15 protein-coding genes are annotated in these 15,236 nt (G+C 44.9%); 5 read left to right on the top strand and 10 right to left on the bottom strand.

Annotation, left to right across the window (positions count from 1 at the left end; translation table 11 throughout):
• Positions 1 to 122 precede the first annotated feature (122 nt).
• From B0681_RS05635 to tsaD, 5 genes are all read right to left on the bottom strand, one after another.
• Positions 123 to 1,871 carry an N-6 DNA methylase gene (locus B0681_RS05635; RefSeq protein ID WP_114144959.1) on the bottom strand — a complete coding sequence of 583 codons (1,749 nt, stop codon included), beginning with the start codon at positions 1,869 to 1,871 and terminating at the stop codon, positions 123 to 125.
• 268 nt (positions 1,872 to 2,139) lie between these two features.
• The gene (locus B0681_RS05625) at positions 2,140 to 2,412 is read right to left on the bottom strand and encodes a hypothetical protein (RefSeq protein ID WP_143821223.1); all 273 of its coding nucleotides are present in this window, start codon (positions 2,410 to 2,412) and stop codon (positions 2,140 to 2,142) included.
• 166 nt (positions 2,413 to 2,578) lie between these two features.
• The gene (gene cobU, locus B0681_RS05620) at positions 2,579 to 3,097 is read right to left on the bottom strand and encodes a bifunctional adenosylcobinamide kinase/adenosylcobinamide-phosphate guanylyltransferase (RefSeq protein WP_078317775.1); all 519 of its coding nucleotides are present in this window, start codon (positions 3,095 to 3,097) and stop codon (positions 2,579 to 2,581) included.
• Positions 3,098 to 3,109: 12 nt separating this feature from the next.
• A complete protein-coding gene (locus B0681_RS05615; RefSeq protein WP_078317774.1) occupies positions 3,110 to 3,721 on the bottom strand; it encodes a 2'-5' RNA ligase family protein in 612 nt (203 codons plus the stop codon).
• Between the two features lie 37 nt (positions 3,722 to 3,758).
• Positions 3,759 to 4,793, bottom strand: coding sequence for a tRNA (adenosine(37)-N6)-threonylcarbamoyltransferase complex transferase subunit TsaD (gene tsaD, locus B0681_RS05610; protein ID WP_078317773.1), 1,035 nt, complete (start codon positions 4,791 to 4,793; stop codon positions 3,759 to 3,761).
• 380 nt (positions 4,794 to 5,173) lie between these two features.
• Between tsaD and B0681_RS05605 the strand changes: the two genes are divergently transcribed.
• Entirely contained in the window at positions 5,174 to 7,399 is a 2,226-nt protein-coding gene (locus B0681_RS05605) for an NADP-dependent isocitrate dehydrogenase (RefSeq protein ID WP_078317772.1), read from the top strand.
• Positions 7,400 to 7,578: 179 nt separating this feature from the next.
• On the opposite strand, the gene B0681_RS05600 is transcribed toward B0681_RS05605, so the two are convergent.
• From B0681_RS05600 to B0681_RS05590, 3 genes are all read right to left on the bottom strand, one after another.
• A complete protein-coding gene (locus B0681_RS05600; protein WP_078317771.1) occupies positions 7,579 to 8,688 on the bottom strand; it encodes an AOC03_06830 family ribosome hibernation factor in 1,110 nt (369 codons plus the stop codon).
• Between the two features lie 427 nt (positions 8,689 to 9,115).
• Complete coding sequence (gene hemH / locus B0681_RS05595; RefSeq protein ID WP_078317770.1) at positions 9,116 to 10,108, bottom strand: ferrochelatase; 993 nt, start codon at positions 10,106 to 10,108, stop codon at positions 9,116 to 9,118.
• 95 nt (positions 10,109 to 10,203) lie between these two features.
• Positions 10,204 to 10,581, bottom strand: coding sequence for a rhomboid family intramembrane serine protease (locus tag B0681_RS05590; protein WP_078317769.1), 378 nt, complete (start codon positions 10,579 to 10,581; stop codon positions 10,204 to 10,206).
• A 273-nt stretch (positions 10,582 to 10,854) separates the two neighbouring features.
• On the opposite strand from B0681_RS05590, the gene lipA reads away from it, so the two are divergent.
• From lipA to dapD, 4 genes are read left to right on the top strand one after another with little or no spacing between them, the layout of a single operon-like run.
• On the top strand, positions 10,855 to 11,919 hold the full coding sequence (gene lipA / locus B0681_RS05585) for a lipoyl synthase (RefSeq protein WP_078317768.1): 1,065 nt from the start codon (positions 10,855 to 10,857) through the stop codon (positions 11,917 to 11,919).
• 46 nt (positions 11,920 to 11,965) lie between these two features.
• The gene (locus B0681_RS05580) at positions 11,966 to 12,667 is read left to right on the top strand and encodes a WG repeat-containing protein (protein WP_078317767.1); all 702 of its coding nucleotides are present in this window, start codon (positions 11,966 to 11,968) and stop codon (positions 12,665 to 12,667) included.
• Positions 12,668 to 12,676: 9 nt separating this feature from the next.
• Entirely contained in the window at positions 12,677 to 13,621 is a 945-nt protein-coding gene (locus tag B0681_RS05575) for an alpha/beta fold hydrolase (protein ID WP_078317766.1), read from the top strand.
• Positions 13,622 to 13,630: 9 nt separating this feature from the next.
• Positions 13,631 to 14,452: a 2,3,4,5-tetrahydropyridine-2,6-dicarboxylate N-succinyltransferase gene (dapD, locus tag B0681_RS05570; protein WP_078253236.1), complete on the top strand. Its 822-nt coding sequence runs from the start codon at positions 13,631 to 13,633 to the stop codon at positions 14,450 to 14,452.
• A gap of 109 nt (positions 14,453 to 14,561) precedes the next feature.
• Here dapD and B0681_RS05565 read toward each other — a convergent pair whose 3' ends face one another.
• Positions 14,562 to 14,840 (bottom strand): type II toxin-antitoxin system RelE family toxin, encoded by a 279-nt coding sequence (locus B0681_RS05565; protein WP_078317765.1) that lies wholly within the window; start codon positions 14,838 to 14,840, stop codon positions 14,562 to 14,564.
• Positions 14,830 to 15,078: a type II toxin-antitoxin system Phd/YefM family antitoxin gene (locus B0681_RS05560; protein WP_078317764.1), complete on the bottom strand. Its 249-nt coding sequence runs from the start codon at positions 15,076 to 15,078 to the stop codon at positions 14,830 to 14,832. Before B0681_RS05560 ends, B0681_RS05565 begins: the two co-directional genes overlap by 11 nt.
• Between the last annotated feature and the right edge of the window lie 158 nt (positions 15,079 to 15,236).

Genomic DNA, 15,236 nt, shown 5'->3' with positions numbered 1-15,236 from the left:
ATTTGCCAAATGAACTATTTACACTATCTTACCACACTCTCGATTTTTCAACAAAATTGGTTGATCGGCCTAACACACAACAAAATACCTGCCCTTTCATCATGTGTTAAGCTGAGTAATAACTAAATAAGCGCCCAAAATTGCTGTCGAGCCGTCCAAATTTCTTGGGTCAACTCTCTCAATACCTGTTCTTGATCACAAATCTGGTCGAACGCACGCTCGATTTGCGCTAATTCATCCTTACTTGGGATAATGACTGGTAGCTGACGCAGTTCTTTGAGCGGTATCGTACCCAGCGCCGAACCCACTACAATTTGCGACAGCGCTTCTTGTCCTGCTTGTGATTGCAGATACATATACAGTGCCTTTGGACTGATTAGCGCATCTTTTTTTGGTCGAAGCGTCAGAGCTGCCAAGCCCGCCACCCAACCGTCTTCGCCCGCCTTTGGCGCATTATCACCAATAAAACAAATCTTGCCCACGCCACCTTTGTGAATCAACACGATATCATTTGGCTGCACAAAATTATCATAGTTATCATCGACAACTTGATGATCCACTTCACGAGTACGACACACTGAATGCAGTACGGTCTCAGTAATATCATTTGCGCCTATTTCATAGATCGTGGCATTGCCTTCTTTTGAAGCATTTGGCAATCCGCGCTGGAAATTTACAAGCTTATTCAGCGGTAATGTTTGGCGATTTTCCAAAAGCTCACCCAGCGCCTTGCCTGTTGGTGATAGAACATATTTGGCTTGCGAGAGCACATAGTCATCTTTTGCCAAGCGTTCATTGGCTACACTCACCATACCTGCATGTTCAGCATCATCCCAGATATGTTCAACTAATGAACCCATATCCAATATTTGAATATCCCGACCGTGTTTTGTTACAAAATCAGTCTTTTCAAGCTCCACCAGTCGCACCCGATCATGCCCACCCTTTGGGTCAATAATTAATAAAGCAGTGGTAGCACCACTATTCAACACCGCACCTTGTGGCATATAAATCACAGCTCTTAAGAACCCGTTATCTATCAAATGTTTGCGAAAACCTCGTTCGATAGTTGAACTCAAATGGCCCGCTGCAATACTAACACACGCCTGCTCCTTGGCAAGATGCAACATTTGCCACGCCATCGCCACATCATAGCTACGAGTGATAAAACCTTTACCATCAATACCGGTTTCACCACCATTGTGCATAAAACGCACGCCAAATGGCGGGATGCTGACGGCATAATCCACTTGTTTTTTTGGCACAACTGGTTCGGCAACCAAATCGGACATGCGCCATAGCACCTGATCACTCAGCAGATATAGAGCAATGCGATCAATGACACCAAGCTGCATACTCTCATAGGTTACATTGCTAGTTTGCGCCAAATAAGGCAATAATGGCAAGCTTGCCGGTGATGAAACATACACCGATTGCCCTTTCTTGACATCCATCAACGCATTGAACAGCCGCATCACGGAATCTTGATAGACTGCGTGCCCCGATCTGCGATCGGATAAGCATAAAGTTAATAGAAAAGACAGCGTTTGCGTATCAAATGATATTGCACTCAGCTGCATTATCACCTCTTTAACCATCTGCTCATCAGTATGTACCAGAATCGTATCTCGTTCAAAGATCGCATCGAGCGCCGCATCATTGAGCGCTTGAACTTGCCGCAGAATCGATGGCTGATCGGCCGAAATTTTGCCCGACTGATGAAGACTGGCCAGTAGAATTACTTTTGCAAGCACTTCATCCATAGTGCCTACGCCTCGCAACTGGTCCAAGCTGCGATACACTGTCATGACAGTATCTTGAGTGGTTTTTGCAGCCTGTTTTATTGAGTGAATAGTTGCTAAAGTTTTCATAAAACCTCTAGTGATAAATTAAAACTTCTCTTGATACATCAATGCTTACGGCATTTGTGCGCTAGCTTTTTACTATAACTGTTATAGTTATAGCAAGTTACCATCGCATCATTTTCACAAATGACAACAACACCGCCTTTATCCATAATTTTACGCAAAATTTTGATGGCGTGTCGCACCTCTTGTGCAGATAACTCAATGCCTTTGATAATTTTTTCATTGATTGTGTATGAACACATGGCCCCTCTCCTACTTCGATAAATGGCTATTATGTACGGCTTAAATCCTTCTCAAGAAGCTGGATATGCTTTTGACACAACTTCTTATTTAGGAATAATTTATCACCCTTAATTTCACCAAATGCCATTACAATCTCCACCATTTCTTTGCCAATGCCACGCTGTGATTGGCGTTGATTAAAATGTCTCGTAGCATACATCATATTACCTCCTACCAGAATGACAAAGATACATTCATCTATTTTTGTATCATTATCATAATCTATAATTTCATATTTGTGATATTTCTTGGCAACTTCCAAAAAAAATCTGACCATTTGTCTGATTTGAGTGTATTATAAAGTGCCTAACAGAAAAATACAAGTATTTTTATACAATAAAATTTCATACACATGATATTTTATTTATAATTTCATGGTTGATAAAAGATTTTGTCAGGAATATTCTGACCATCACCATAAACATCCATTATTCCTTTAACATCATCGGCAACCCCGCCACACAAAATACTACCCTTTGTGCCATTTGAGCGATGGTTTGGTGCAAAAAGCCGCTTTCATCCACAAATCGTCGTGTCAGCTCACCCATCGGCACAACGCCAAGTCCTGTTTCATTACTCACCAAAATCACGGTGGCGTTGCTGGTTTGAAGCTCATTTAAAAATTCATTTTTATAGGTTTGAAATTGCCCATCTTCTTGGCATAATAAATTTGACAGCCATAGCGTTAAACAATCCACCAAAATCACGCTTTGCTCATCGTTATATTGAGTAAAAATTTTGGCTAAATCATATTGCTCTTCTATCGTTTGCCAATGCGTTGGTCTGCTCTGTTGATGATGCTCGATACGCTTGACCATTTCATCATCAAAACGCCCTGCAGTCGCCACATAGATGATGCGTTTGCCTTGTTGTTCATAATCTTTGGCAAGCTGTTCGGCTTGACGAGATTTGCCCGACCTTGCTCCACCTAGGATAAAATAAATCATGCGACATCCTTTTTATTTTAATGTGATTTCATGCTGATTGTACAGTTTACCTTGTAAATCATTGGCATCAAAAGTCGCAAAAATCAGCCGATTGACAGGTAGGCATAGGGATCTTGTTGTCACACTCATCAAGCGATTTATCACACCGTCATAATCAAATGCTTGTCGATACAGTCCCAAGGTGATGTGCGGCGTATAGGCTAGTGGTGCGATTTCCTGATGCTGACTGCTAAGATGTTGGCGAATGCGTACCAACTCAAGATGCGGTGCAATGCCCAAATACACACAATTGATAAAACTGCCTAAAGCCTGTGTCGTCAGATGAAAATTGGATAATGATAATTGTTCCAACGCATTGATTTGCTTGGATAAAATATCATTATCAAAGTCATCATCATACTGGCAGTCATCCACATAAAAGCCATTGACAAACAGGGTAATATGCCACTGACGGCGATAATCATCTGCCAATAATTCGTGAAGCTCACCTCGAAGCTGACAGCAATACTCAGCCACTACAGCATCATCAATCGGGATATACCACACGCCATAACGCTGCCGACCTTTATGCCATTCTGGATAATCAGCTGTGGTGAATGGTAAGACAGTGATAGGTGCGGTCATGAACTGATTATGTAAATTTATTGAACAATGATGACAATTAAGCGATTTTTAGGCTTTGCATATCCCATCGTGGGACGCACGCCACTGACAAGCCATCGGACTGCCCTGCCTTTAGGCGACAGTAGCCAGCATAGGCGATCATTGCACCATTGTCGGTACACAGCTCAGGTGGCGCATAGTGCACGACGGCATTGATTTTGTTCAGTTCATGTTCTAGGCTTTGTCGAAGTGAGCGATTGGCGGACACGCCACCTGCGATGACCAGTCGTTTAAGATTAGTTTCTTTGAGTGCTTTGACGCATTTTTTGACCAATGTATCAACCACCGCATACTCAAAGCTTGCTGCGATATCAGCCCGCACCACAGGGTCGCTGTCAGCATTGGGCGTGTCTTTGATGAGATTGTGTACCGCTGTTTTCATACCACTGAACGAAAAATCCAAGCCCTTATGTAGCATCGGGCGTGGTAGTTCGTACGCATGGCGATTACCCATTTCGGCAAGCTTGGCGACATTCGGGCCACCAGGATAAGGCAGGTTTAGCATCTTGGCAGCCTTATCAAAGCACTCACCGGCAGCATCATCGATCGACTCACCCAGCACCGTGTACTGTCCAACGCCATCAGCACGCACAAGCATGGTATGACCGCCCGACACAAGTAAGCATACAAACGGAAACTCAACGCCATCACCTGTCATCACAGGCGCCAGCAGATGCCCTTCCATATGATGCACGCCGATGGCAGGCACGCCAAGCCCATAGGCAAGCGTCCGCCCAAATAACGCCCCTGTCATCAACGCCCCAATCAGCCCCGGCCCTTTGGTATAGGCGACAGCATCAATGTCTGATTTATCAATATTGGCTTTATTTAATAATTCATGAAACAAAGGGGTCAGCTTACGGATATGATCACGACTGGCAAGCTCAGGCACGACACCGCCGTATGTGGCGTGCAGCTCAATTTGGGAATACAGCACTTGGGCAAGTACGCCGCCCTTGCCGTCATTTAGTGTGTCATCATAAATGGCAAGCCCTGTTTCATCACAGGAAGTTTCTAGGCCTAAAATTTTCATGGCTTATCAATTTCAAAAAATCATCAAAATAAACTTTTAATTATAGCATAGAATAATGCTAATACACCGCAAGTCAATCAAAGATTGTCTAGTTTTTGACCATTATTCATATAATAAATGGCAATCAAAATATCATCACCAAAAGCAACGGTGATAAGCTCAGTAAACGCTTGTTTTTAGTGTTGAAACATAGTAAATTGTAGTGTGTACTGTGCAGTCACATTATGATGACAGCATCAGTTGCAGTATCGTTTTATAACTTTTTGTGATGATCCTATGCTGCTGACAGCTAAATAAGTAGGCAAAACAGGGAAAATGTGGCATAATACACCGCGTTTATTTCAGTGATAACAACCAAACGACATTAAAAAGGAGCTCGTATGAGTAAATCTACAATCGTCTATACACACACCGACGAAGCCCCAGCACTAGCAACTTACTCTCTACTACCTATCATTCAAGCCTTTGGCAACACTGCCGACATCGAATTTGTAACCAGCGACATCTCTCTTGCAGGCCGTATCCTAGCCACTTTCCCAGAATATTTAAATGAAGATCAGCGCATTCCTGACGCATTGGGTGAGCTTGCCGAATTGGTCACCAAACCAGAAGCCAACATCATCAAGCTGCCAAACATCTCAGCGTCAGTGCCACAGCTACTGGCTGCCATCAAAGAGCTTCAAGCTCAAGGCTATGCACTGCCTGATTACCCAACCAACCCACAAACCGACGAAGAAAAAGACATCCAGTCTCGCTACGACAAGATCAAAGGCTCAGCGGTAAACCCTGTCCTGCGTGAAGGCAACTCAGATCGCCGCGCACCAAAAGCGGTGAAAAACTTCGCCAAAAAATACCCACACAGCATGGGTGCTTGGGGCAAAGATTCTAAGTCTCATGTCGCAACAATGCAAGGCGGTGACTTTTTTGCCAATGAACAATCAAAAACCGTCGATCAAGCCACCACCGTATCATTCGTGTTCACCGATACCTCAGGCAACAAGACCGAACTGCGCAAGCCATTGGCACTAAAAGCTGGTGAGATCATCGATGCGACATTCATGAGCAAAAAAGCACTGGTGTCATTCTTAGAAGCCCAAATCAAAGATGCCAAAGAGCAAGGCGTACTGTTCTCGCTGCACATGAAAGCGACGATGATGAAAGTCTCTGACCCGATCATCTTTGGTCATGCTGTCAAGGCATTCTTCGCTCCTGTATTTGAACAGTATGGTGACGAACTGGCAGCGGCTGGTGTCGATGTCAATAACGGCTTTGGCAATCTTTTATCAAACCTAGATAAGCTTGACGCTGACACTCGTGCAGGCGTCGAAAAAGCCATCGCTGATGCTTATGCTGCCAACCCAAGCCTAGCCATGGTAGATAGCGACAAAGGCATCACCAACCTACATGTCCCAAGCGATGTCATCGTCGATGCATCCATGCCTGCGATGATCCGCAACTCAGGCCGTATGTGGGATAGCAATGGTCAAGCACAAGACACCAAAGCGGTCATTCCTGACAGCAGCTATGCAGGCATCTATCAAGCAGTGATTGATTTCTGCCGCGAACATGGCGCCTTTGATCCGACGACGATGGGCAGTGTGCCAAATGTCGGCTTGATGGCTCAAAAAGCTGAAGAGTACGGCTCGCACGATAAGACCTTTGAAATCAAAGCTGATGGCAAAGTCGAGATCATCGACGAAAATGGCACCGTGCTGACTTCGCACACCGTCGAAGCTGGTGATATCTGGCGCGCTTGCCAAACCAAAGATGCACCAGTTAAAGACTGGGTACAGTTGGCAGTGAACCGCGCTCGCCTAAGCGAGACCCCTGCCATCTTCTGGCTGGATGAGAAACGCGCGCACGATGCCCAGCTGATTGCTAAGGTTAAGACTTATCTGGCCGATCTTGATACCGATGGCCTAGATATCCAAATCCTGCCGCCAGCCGATGCTTGTTTGGCAAGTCTAAAGCGCATGAAAGACGGTCTGGACACCATCTCGGTCACAGGCAATGTGCTGCGCGACTATAACACCGACCTATTCCCGATCCTTGAGCTGGGTACTTCTGCTAAGATGCTGTCGATTGTGCCACTGATGAATGGCGGCGGCATGTTCGAAACGGGTGCTGGCGGTTCTGCACCGAAGCATGTGCAGCAGTTCAACGAAGAAAACCATCTGCGTTGGGATAGCCTAGGTGAGTTCTTGGCATTGGCGGTATCGTTTGAGCATCTAGCCCAAACCACTGGCAATACCAAAGCCCAAGTTCTGGCAGATGCACTTGATGCCGCCACCGAAAAACTGCTGCTAGAAGACAAATCACCAAAACGCAAAGTCGGTGAGCTTGATAACCGCGGCAGCCACTTCTATCTGGCGATGTACTGGGCAGAGGCCTTGGCAGCACAGACCAAAGACGCTGAGATCGCCGCCAAATTTGCGCCAGTGGCAGAAGCTCTAACTGCCAATGAAGCCAAGATCGTCGAAGAGCTGAACCAAGTTCAAGGCAAAGCCACTGACATCGGCGGCTACTATGCGCCTGACTTTGATAAAGCATCAGCAGCGATGCGCCCAAGTGCAACGCTTAATCAAGCACTTGAACTACTAAACTAATCCCATCGCGGATGATTATGATGGTCTGTTTTACAGGCCATCATTTTTTTTGGTGGCGCCTAAGATACACTGATTCGTACTTGAAAGATGAGCCAATCGAAAATGCCAAATATGCCTTCTTGGTAGCACAAAAAAAACACACTCCAACTGGAGTGTGTTTTGCAAGATAAAAAGATGAATCAGTAACGGGTGATCAGGGCAATCGGCTCTTTTTCATCCATCTGATCTTGTGGTACGAACACCACCTCGCCGCCATGATGATCCACAAGCTCAATGATCTCTGCCACTGCATCATCATTGACACCTTCATCACTGGCATTGTCCGCGACCAGTAGCGTGGCGTTTTGTTCATCGATGGTGGCAGGCACACTATGGCCTTGACGCACAAGCAATGTCACTGCATTACCCTCGACAGCTGAGCGATAGATCTGCTGTAGATCAGTGCGCACCATTTTCTCATTGCGCGCTTTTTCCAGATCGCCTTTGGCAGTCTCATAGCGGCTTTGGCGTTTTTCTTCGACCAGCTCTTGGACGCCATCGATGATGTCTTGAGCATTACCATCTTTTAGGTTTGCCAAATTATCCACTTTACCCAAAATCACCGATGGGTTGTCACAGACTTGCTCATAAAAGCCCAAAGTGCGCGAATCACCCACCAAAATCACAGGCAATGGCGATGCATTATAGATGCGCTGTAGGCTCTTATCCACACGATTCATAAACTCTTTTAGGTAGCTATGATCATCCGATGACCCTGTGCGATCTGACTTGCTACCTGATGGCAAAGTGGTATTGGTAATCGGAAAAGACAGCTCATCATGATGCTCTTGGCGCGGACTGCTACCCACCACTTCTTTGACCAATACATCATTGGTGCCAACCAATAGGCGCGCTGACTCGCTGGTGATGGCAAGGACATAGTAGTTTACCGCCTCTGACAGATTGCGCATCAGATCACGCGTCGCAAATTTGTTGCCGATGATCACGCGCTCTTTGGCGGTGAATGGCAGGCGCAGCACTTCAGCTTCTGATTCGGTGGCAAAAATCGCCAGTACATCCAGATTATAATTATGGTCAAGCTCATCAGTCTGCTCGGTAATCTTCTCCATGATGGCATCGGCTGTACGCTTGTCGTACTCTTCAGTCACGCGATCTTCGACGACTTTCAGTTGGTTTTTTAGGGCGATCGGATCTTGTTCATTTTCAGGATGGGTACGATGTGTCTTTACGAACACACTCACCGCAGGATTGGCTTGGGTTTGACGCAGTTGTTTTAGCACAGCTTTCATATATTCTCCTCTTAAAAGCAATTTTCCATGGTTATTTGCACACACAGTGTCTGCCATTCATGCCACAGCATTGAGTGAATTTTTGACCTGTATTAAGGCTGTCAAGCACTCAACGATCTGATCATCTTGGCATGATTTATTTATGATATTTTTAATCATCACGCGAATATCGGTGGTTATTAAAAATTTGCATAACTCATCAGATGATTTGAGTATAACAAGTTTTAAGAGGTTAGCGAGACGCTTTTTGTGGTCGTTTGGGGTTGGATATGTTATTTTATGTTAATATATTTCTGTCAAAAAACTGTATGTATGACTATGAAAATGACTGTCACAGTCCATCAATCAGTCTTGCAATTTGTAAAAACTGTTTTTATGAATAAGCATAAAAAAAACGCCACACAAGTCACTGTATGGCGGCATGGCTTTAGGCGTGATCATACCGATCAATCAGACGCCATTTGACAAGATCAGCCATCATATCAATGTGCAAAGGATCGGTGTTTAATGCAGGGATGTAGTCATAGGACTTGCCGCCCGCCTGCAAAAAGTGATCGCGGTTTTCGACCGCAAGCTCTTCTAATGTCTCAAGACAATCCGCCGAAAACGCAGGACTCATCACCTGCACCGAGACGCCTGCCTGCCCCCATTCAGCCAGCAACTCATCGGTATAAGGCTTGAGCCACTCTTGCGCGCCAAATCGCGACTGAAAGCTGATCGCCCATGCATCTGACGCCAGACCCAAGCGATCAGCCAGCAGCACAGCCGTGGTGCGACATTGCTCAGGGTATGGATCGCCTTTATCGGCATACGGCTTTGGGATGCCATGAAAACTCATCAAAAGCTTATCGGCGCGGCCATGAGCTTGCCAATAGCGCTCCACACTTTGTGCCAACGCCTCGATGTACAAAGGATGATCATGATAATCTTTGATCAGCTGCAACTGAGGTACATTGCGCGTATCTAGCATCAGCTTGAATATCTTATCAAAAGCAGCTGCGGTCGAGGTCGCAGAATACTGCGGAAATAACGGCAGCACCACAAAGGATTCTACACCGTCGGCCATCAGCTGGGTCATCACCGACTTGATCGATGGGTTGCCATAGGTCGTGGCAGCATAGACAGGCGTGTGAATGCCTTGATGGCTCAATCGCGTCTGCAGATCTTGGGCTTGCTGCTTTAGGATCGCCAAAAGTGGTGAGCCATCGGCTGTCCAGACGCTGTCATAAGCTTCTGCGACGCGCTTGGGGCGTGTGGTTAAAACAAAGCAATTTAAAATCACCTGCCAGATCAGCTTAGGGATCTCAATGACGCGCGTGTCACTCAAAAACTCTCTTAGATAAGCGCGCACCGCTGTCGGGGTCGGCGCATCTGGCGTGCCAAGATTGGCGAGGATGATGGCGGTTTTTTTGTTGGTCATAACAGTAAATCTTTATAAAATCGGGTTAATTTTAGCACTGTTTTGCCAAAAAATCTGCGGTTTTGCTTGCTTTTTGTCTTTCGCTCATCAAATCATCACCAAAACGGCATTGATAGCATCAACACACATAGCACCACATTAATGCCAACACCCAGCCATTTTGGAGTTGTTTGAGAAGTTTTAGAAGTATTTTGACTCAACATCACAGCCATCACCACCAGTAGCGCATAGACAGCATATGCCGCCCCAAAGCTTATGCCTTGTGTTGTCAGCCACGCCGCGATTGGCTTAGCAAACGCGTTTGTGATGATATTTTGGATAATGATCAATGACATAATTATCAGCATAAATCGCCAAGTGTGCCATTTGCCGTTTTTTATCCAAATCTTTTGTACCCACGGCATCCATCGGACAGACAGCATAAATACCGCAAGCACCACCACCAAGATCAACGCATTCACCAATGCTTGCATATCATCACCACCTTGATTGATTTATTCTCTGCAACTTAGTATATTGTAAGTATCAATGACCGTCAATCCTATGAATCCGCTCAACTCAGACAGACATTTTATTTACACTGATTGTATTTTTGACATTCGCCCCGAGATACAGACAATGCCAATTTGTGCGTGTTATTTTTGGCATTTTGGCGTATAATAAGACGATTTTTACACGATAATTTTTATAAACCATTTATCGCAACACCCTCTATCAAATTAGCTATCATACCATTAGGATAAGCCATGACTGTCCAAACCTTTACCCCAGAAGCCAAGCCCGCCCCAAAAAAAGCCATCCAAGGCGAAAAATTGCGTGGCTATGATAAAGTTGCTCGCATTCCCATCAAAGTCATTCCAACGGTCGAAACACCAAAAAAACCCGACTGGATTCGTGTCAAGCTCTCAAGCCCTGCCGAAGTTGATCGCATCAAAGCCACGCTTCGCAAACAAAAGCTCTACACCGTCTGCGAAGAAGCCGCCTGCCCGAACCTACCGCAGTGCTTTGGTGATGGTACAGCGACCTTTATGATCATGGGGGATATCTGCACACGCCGCTGTCCGTTTTGTGAAGTGGCACACGGCAGACCAAATCCACTGGATAAAGATGAGCCACGCCATACTGCCGAGACCATCTTGGGTCTTGGGCTAAAATACGCCGTCATCACCTCAGTTGATCGTGATGACCTAAAAGATGGTGGTGCTGGTCATTTTGTTGAAGTCATCACCGAATCCAAGAAACTTAGTCCCAATTGCTTGATTGAGATTCTTGTGCCTGATTTTCGTGGCCGTGAAGCCATCGCACTGGACCTATTGACCGAGACAGCACCCGATGTCTTCAATCACAACATCGAAACTGTGCCACGCCTATATAAGGCATTTCGTCCAGGTTCAGACTATCAGCACTCATTGAATTTGCTAAAAGACTATAAAGCTCGCCGTCCTGATGTGGCAACCAAGTGTGGTTTTATGGTGGGACTTGGCGAGACCGAAGAAGAAGTCTATGCGCTGCTGGACGACCTAAAAGCCCATGATGTCGATATCGTCACCATCGGTCAGTACCTAGCACCAAGCAAAAACCATGCGCCAGTCGATCGCTATGTACACCCTGATGAGTTCGCACGCTATACCGAATACGGCAAAAAATTAGGCTTTTTTAACATTTGGGCAAACCCAATGGTACGCTCAAGCTACTTTGCCGATCGCCAATACTATGGCGAAGACTGCCCACCGCCTGTGCGTAGTGCCAAAGCCCTTGCCGAAGAAAAATTGGCTAAGGCGGAGAGTGGTGAGAAAGCTGGATGTTTTTAACAATTGGAATTTTTTCTATTGTTAAGAAATCATGTGGGAGTAATTGATGTTAAGTTATTTAAAATTACTGATTGTTATGATAACTGTCGGCATGACGCAATTTGCCCACTCGGCTTTATTACATGGTGCAGACCCGCAACAGCCTGACAGACTTAATGAATATTTCAGCCATTATGGCAAAGAAATAGATTTTCTGCGAAAATGCTTTATACCAACCGTCATCAAAACTGGCGAATCAGACTATATTAACAATTACACAAGTTGCTTGGTTGATGGTTTGGCGCATGATGTTATTGATGGTAAACATGGGTATGTCGATGAATACGGGAAGGTTATCATCCCCCATCAATTTAAAAGCGCAAGCTCATTTTCTGACGGCTTGGCAAGGGTTGCCATAGATGTTGAAAATGATGATAGTATCTTTGGCAGGCATATTGGTTATATTGACAAGAAAGGCAGTTTTGTCGTTGAACCCATTTATATTTTTGGTCAAGACTATAGCGAAGGCTTAATCGGCGTACTAAATAAAGAATATAAATACGGTTTTATTGACAAGTACGGCAATACTATTCTACCCTTTATTTATGATTATCCTATTGATTATGACTCATCAGGTCTTATTACAATGAATATGATATATTCATCTTATTCGTATATCTTTCATGATGGTGTTGCATTGGTTAGTTTAAATGGTCAATGGCAATTTATTGATAAACAAGGCAATACCGTTGAATATATAAGTCATTAATTAAACACCATGACCCAGATTATTTTATCATCCAACCAAGTCCATCGCCTACACCATCGCTTCTATGAGCCGGCAGGCGATGTCAAAGCGACTCTGCTCATCGTGCATGGCATGAGTGAGCATAGCGGTCGCTACGATGCCTTTGCCAAATTCCTTGCCGAGCATGGCATTCTTGTTGCGACTTATGATCAGCTTGGGCATGGACAGACGGTCAAGGACAAATACGAGCTTGGGTTTTTTGACGAAAAGCACCCCGTACAGACTTTGTGCAAAGATGTCATCATCATGGCAGACAAGCTCAAAGAAAAAGCACCCACCGTGCCACACTTTATCATGGGTCATTCGATGGGTTCGTTCATCGTGCGTACAGTGCTTGTGCATCATGCCACAAGCTTTGATGGCGTGATTTTGATGGGTACGGGCAATCGCTTTGGACTGATCAATCAACTTAGCCTAGGTGCGTTAAGCCTAATGAATCGCCTTGCCCCCAAGCAAATTAACGAACGCATGGGATATCTACTCAATCAATACCTGCTTAATCAGCTGCGATCGCCAATCAGCGCATCACCATTTGCATGGCTTAGCGAGAATATCGATGCCATTAAGGTCTTTGAAGCCGACCCTTTGTGCGGATTTTGTTTTACCAATAATGGCTTTGTCACCTTGCAAGCACTCATCGCCCGTGCCTGCCAAAGCGACTGGTATCAGATGATGGATGCCAATTATCCCATACTCCTAGTCAGCGGCAAAGACGATCCCGTCGGCAATCTAGGTACCGATATCAGACAGCTACAGCAAGCGCTCATCCGTGCGGGCCGACGCAATGTGCGAGTACAACTATACCCAAATATGCGTCATGAGCCACTGCATGAGCGTGATTATCAGCGGGTACACCAAGATATTTTGTGCTGGCTCAAAGACCAGCTTAACACTCATTCACTTCACCAACCTTAAGGAAATTTTATGTCAAATCTAGCTGCCATCATCGAACAAGCGTTCGAAGACCGTGCCAATTTCACCGCCGAAACCGTATCAGCCGAGATTCGTGATGCTGTTGAACAAGCCATCGAAGGTCTTGATAATGGTTCATACCGTGTCGCCGAAAAAATCGACGGTGAATGGGTCGTGCATCAATGGCTAAAAAAAGCTGTACTACTCTCATTCAAACTCAATGACAACGCCCCAATGCAATCAGGCGATTTGCAATTTTTTGATAAAGTTGCTACCAAGCATGCCAACTGGAGCGAAGAAGATTTTAAAGCAGCTGGCGTGCGTGTCGTCCCACCTGCGGTCGCTCGTCGCGGCAGCTATCAAGCCAAAAATGTCGTACTAATGCCATCATATGTCAATATCGGCGCATATGTCGATGAAGGCACGATGGTTGATACTTGGGCGACTGTCGGTTCATGCGCTCAAATCGGTAAAAATGTCCACCTATCAGGCGGTGTCGGCATCGGTGGCGTACTTGAGCCGCTACAAGCCAACCCAACCATCATCGAAGACAACTGCTTTATCGGTGCTCGCTCTGAAATCGTCGAAGGCGTCATCGTCGAAGAAGGTTCAGTCATCTCAATGGGCGTATATATCGGTCAATCAACTCGTATCTACGATCGTGAAACTGGCGAAATCCACTATGGCCGTGTACCAGCAGGCTCTGTCGTCGTACCAGGCAGCCTACCATCAGCAGATGGCAAATACAGCCTATACGCTGCCATCATCGTCAAAAAAGTCGATGCACAAACGCGTGCCAAAACAAGTCTAAACGACCTATTGCGTGCTGAATAATCATTCACCTGCATAAAAAAAATTGGGTGTATCCGATGATACGCCCAATTTTTTATACTACTTTCACTTTTTTATGTTGGTCTGTACCAGTACACGCTTATTACACCCATCAATCATTGATCTTTTTGTATATTTTATCTCTTCTTCCGACAGCAACTACCAAAACCACAACTTCGTTATCAATGACCTCATATAACAATCGATAACCAGCGGTCCTAAGTTTGATTTTGTACAAATTGGCAGCATGAGAACCGCTAAGCTTGTTTTTTGGAATTTTTGGATTTTCCAAAATACTCATCAGCTTCTTCTTAAACTGGTTCTTAATATTGTCATTCAGCTTTGAAAATTCTTTTAGGGCTGATTCTGTGAAAGCTAAGTCATAACTCATCAATATTTACTCTAATTCTAGGTTCATTTCTTCGCTCCTCTGCAATTTGAGAAAGTTCTAGATCTTCAATAAGGTCAAGCATATTTTCATATAGTGCAGCTGGAACACAATAAAATGCTGGCTCATTACGGTTAAGCACGGCAACAGCTTCACCATTGGCAATCTTTAAAGCATCCATTGGACTTTTCTTAAATTCACTGATGCTTGCAATGTATTTGCTGTGGATGGTGTTAAGCATAGGGTCTCCTTAGGTTCGTTAAACAATGGGCTGCTTAGCCTTGCAACTAAGAATGTTGGCTCATTGTTTAGATTGGTTCTTTTGAAAAAGTGTTTTGGTTTTTTATTAGCTTGAATAAAACACGCCAATAGAAGAATGAATAAAAATATCAGTTTTTC

This window comes from Moraxella porci DSM 25326 (assembly GCF_002014855.1).
Taxonomy (GTDB): Bacteria; Pseudomonadota; Gammaproteobacteria; order Pseudomonadales; family Moraxellaceae; genus Moraxella; species Moraxella porci.
This window is presented reverse-complemented; position numbering and strand designations above follow the sequence as displayed.

Bases quoted from the DNA above. Each gene is read 5' to 3' on its own strand.
- B0681_RS05635 (WP_114144959.1), bottom strand. From the start codon at position 1,871: ATGAAAACTTTAGCAACTATTCACTCAATAAAACAGGCTGCAAAAACC.
- cobU (WP_078317775.1), bottom strand. From the start codon at position 3,097: ATGATTTATTTTATCCTAGGTGGAGCAAGGTCGGGCAAATCTCGTCAA.
- B0681_RS05615 (WP_078317774.1), bottom strand. From the start codon at position 3,721: ATGACCGCACCTATCACTGTCTTACCATTCACCACAGCTGATTATCCA.
- tsaD (WP_078317773.1), bottom strand. From the start codon at position 4,793: ATGAAAATTTTAGGCCTAGAAACTTCCTGTGATGAAACAGGGCTTGCC.
- B0681_RS05605 (WP_078317772.1), top strand. From the start codon at position 5,174: ATGAGTAAATCTACAATCGTCTATACACACACCGACGAAGCCCCAGCA.
- B0681_RS05600 (WP_078317771.1), bottom strand. From the start codon at position 8,688: ATGAAAGCTGTGCTAAAACAACTGCGTCAAACCCAAGCCAATCCTGCG.
- hemH (WP_078317770.1), bottom strand. From the start codon at position 10,108: ATGACCAACAAAAAAACCGCCATCATCCTCGCCAATCTTGGCACGCCA.
- B0681_RS05590 (WP_078317769.1), bottom strand. From the start codon at position 10,581: ATGCAAGCATTGGTGAATGCGTTGATCTTGGTGGTGGTGCTTGCGGTA.
- lipA (WP_078317768.1), top strand. From the start codon at position 10,855: ATGACTGTCCAAACCTTTACCCCAGAAGCCAAGCCCGCCCCAAAAAAA.
- B0681_RS05580 (WP_078317767.1), top strand. From the start codon at position 11,966: ATGTTAAGTTATTTAAAATTACTGATTGTTATGATAACTGTCGGCATG.
- B0681_RS05575 (WP_078317766.1), top strand. From the start codon at position 12,677: ATGACCCAGATTATTTTATCATCCAACCAAGTCCATCGCCTACACCAT.
- dapD (WP_078253236.1), top strand. From the start codon at position 13,631: ATGTCAAATCTAGCTGCCATCATCGAACAAGCGTTCGAAGACCGTGCC.
- B0681_RS05565 (WP_078317765.1), bottom strand. From the start codon at position 14,840: ATGAGTTATGACTTAGCTTTCACAGAATCAGCCCTAAAAGAATTTTCA.
- B0681_RS05560 (WP_078317764.1), bottom strand. From the start codon at position 15,078: ATGCTTAACACCATCCACAGCAAATACATTGCAAGCATCAGTGAATTT.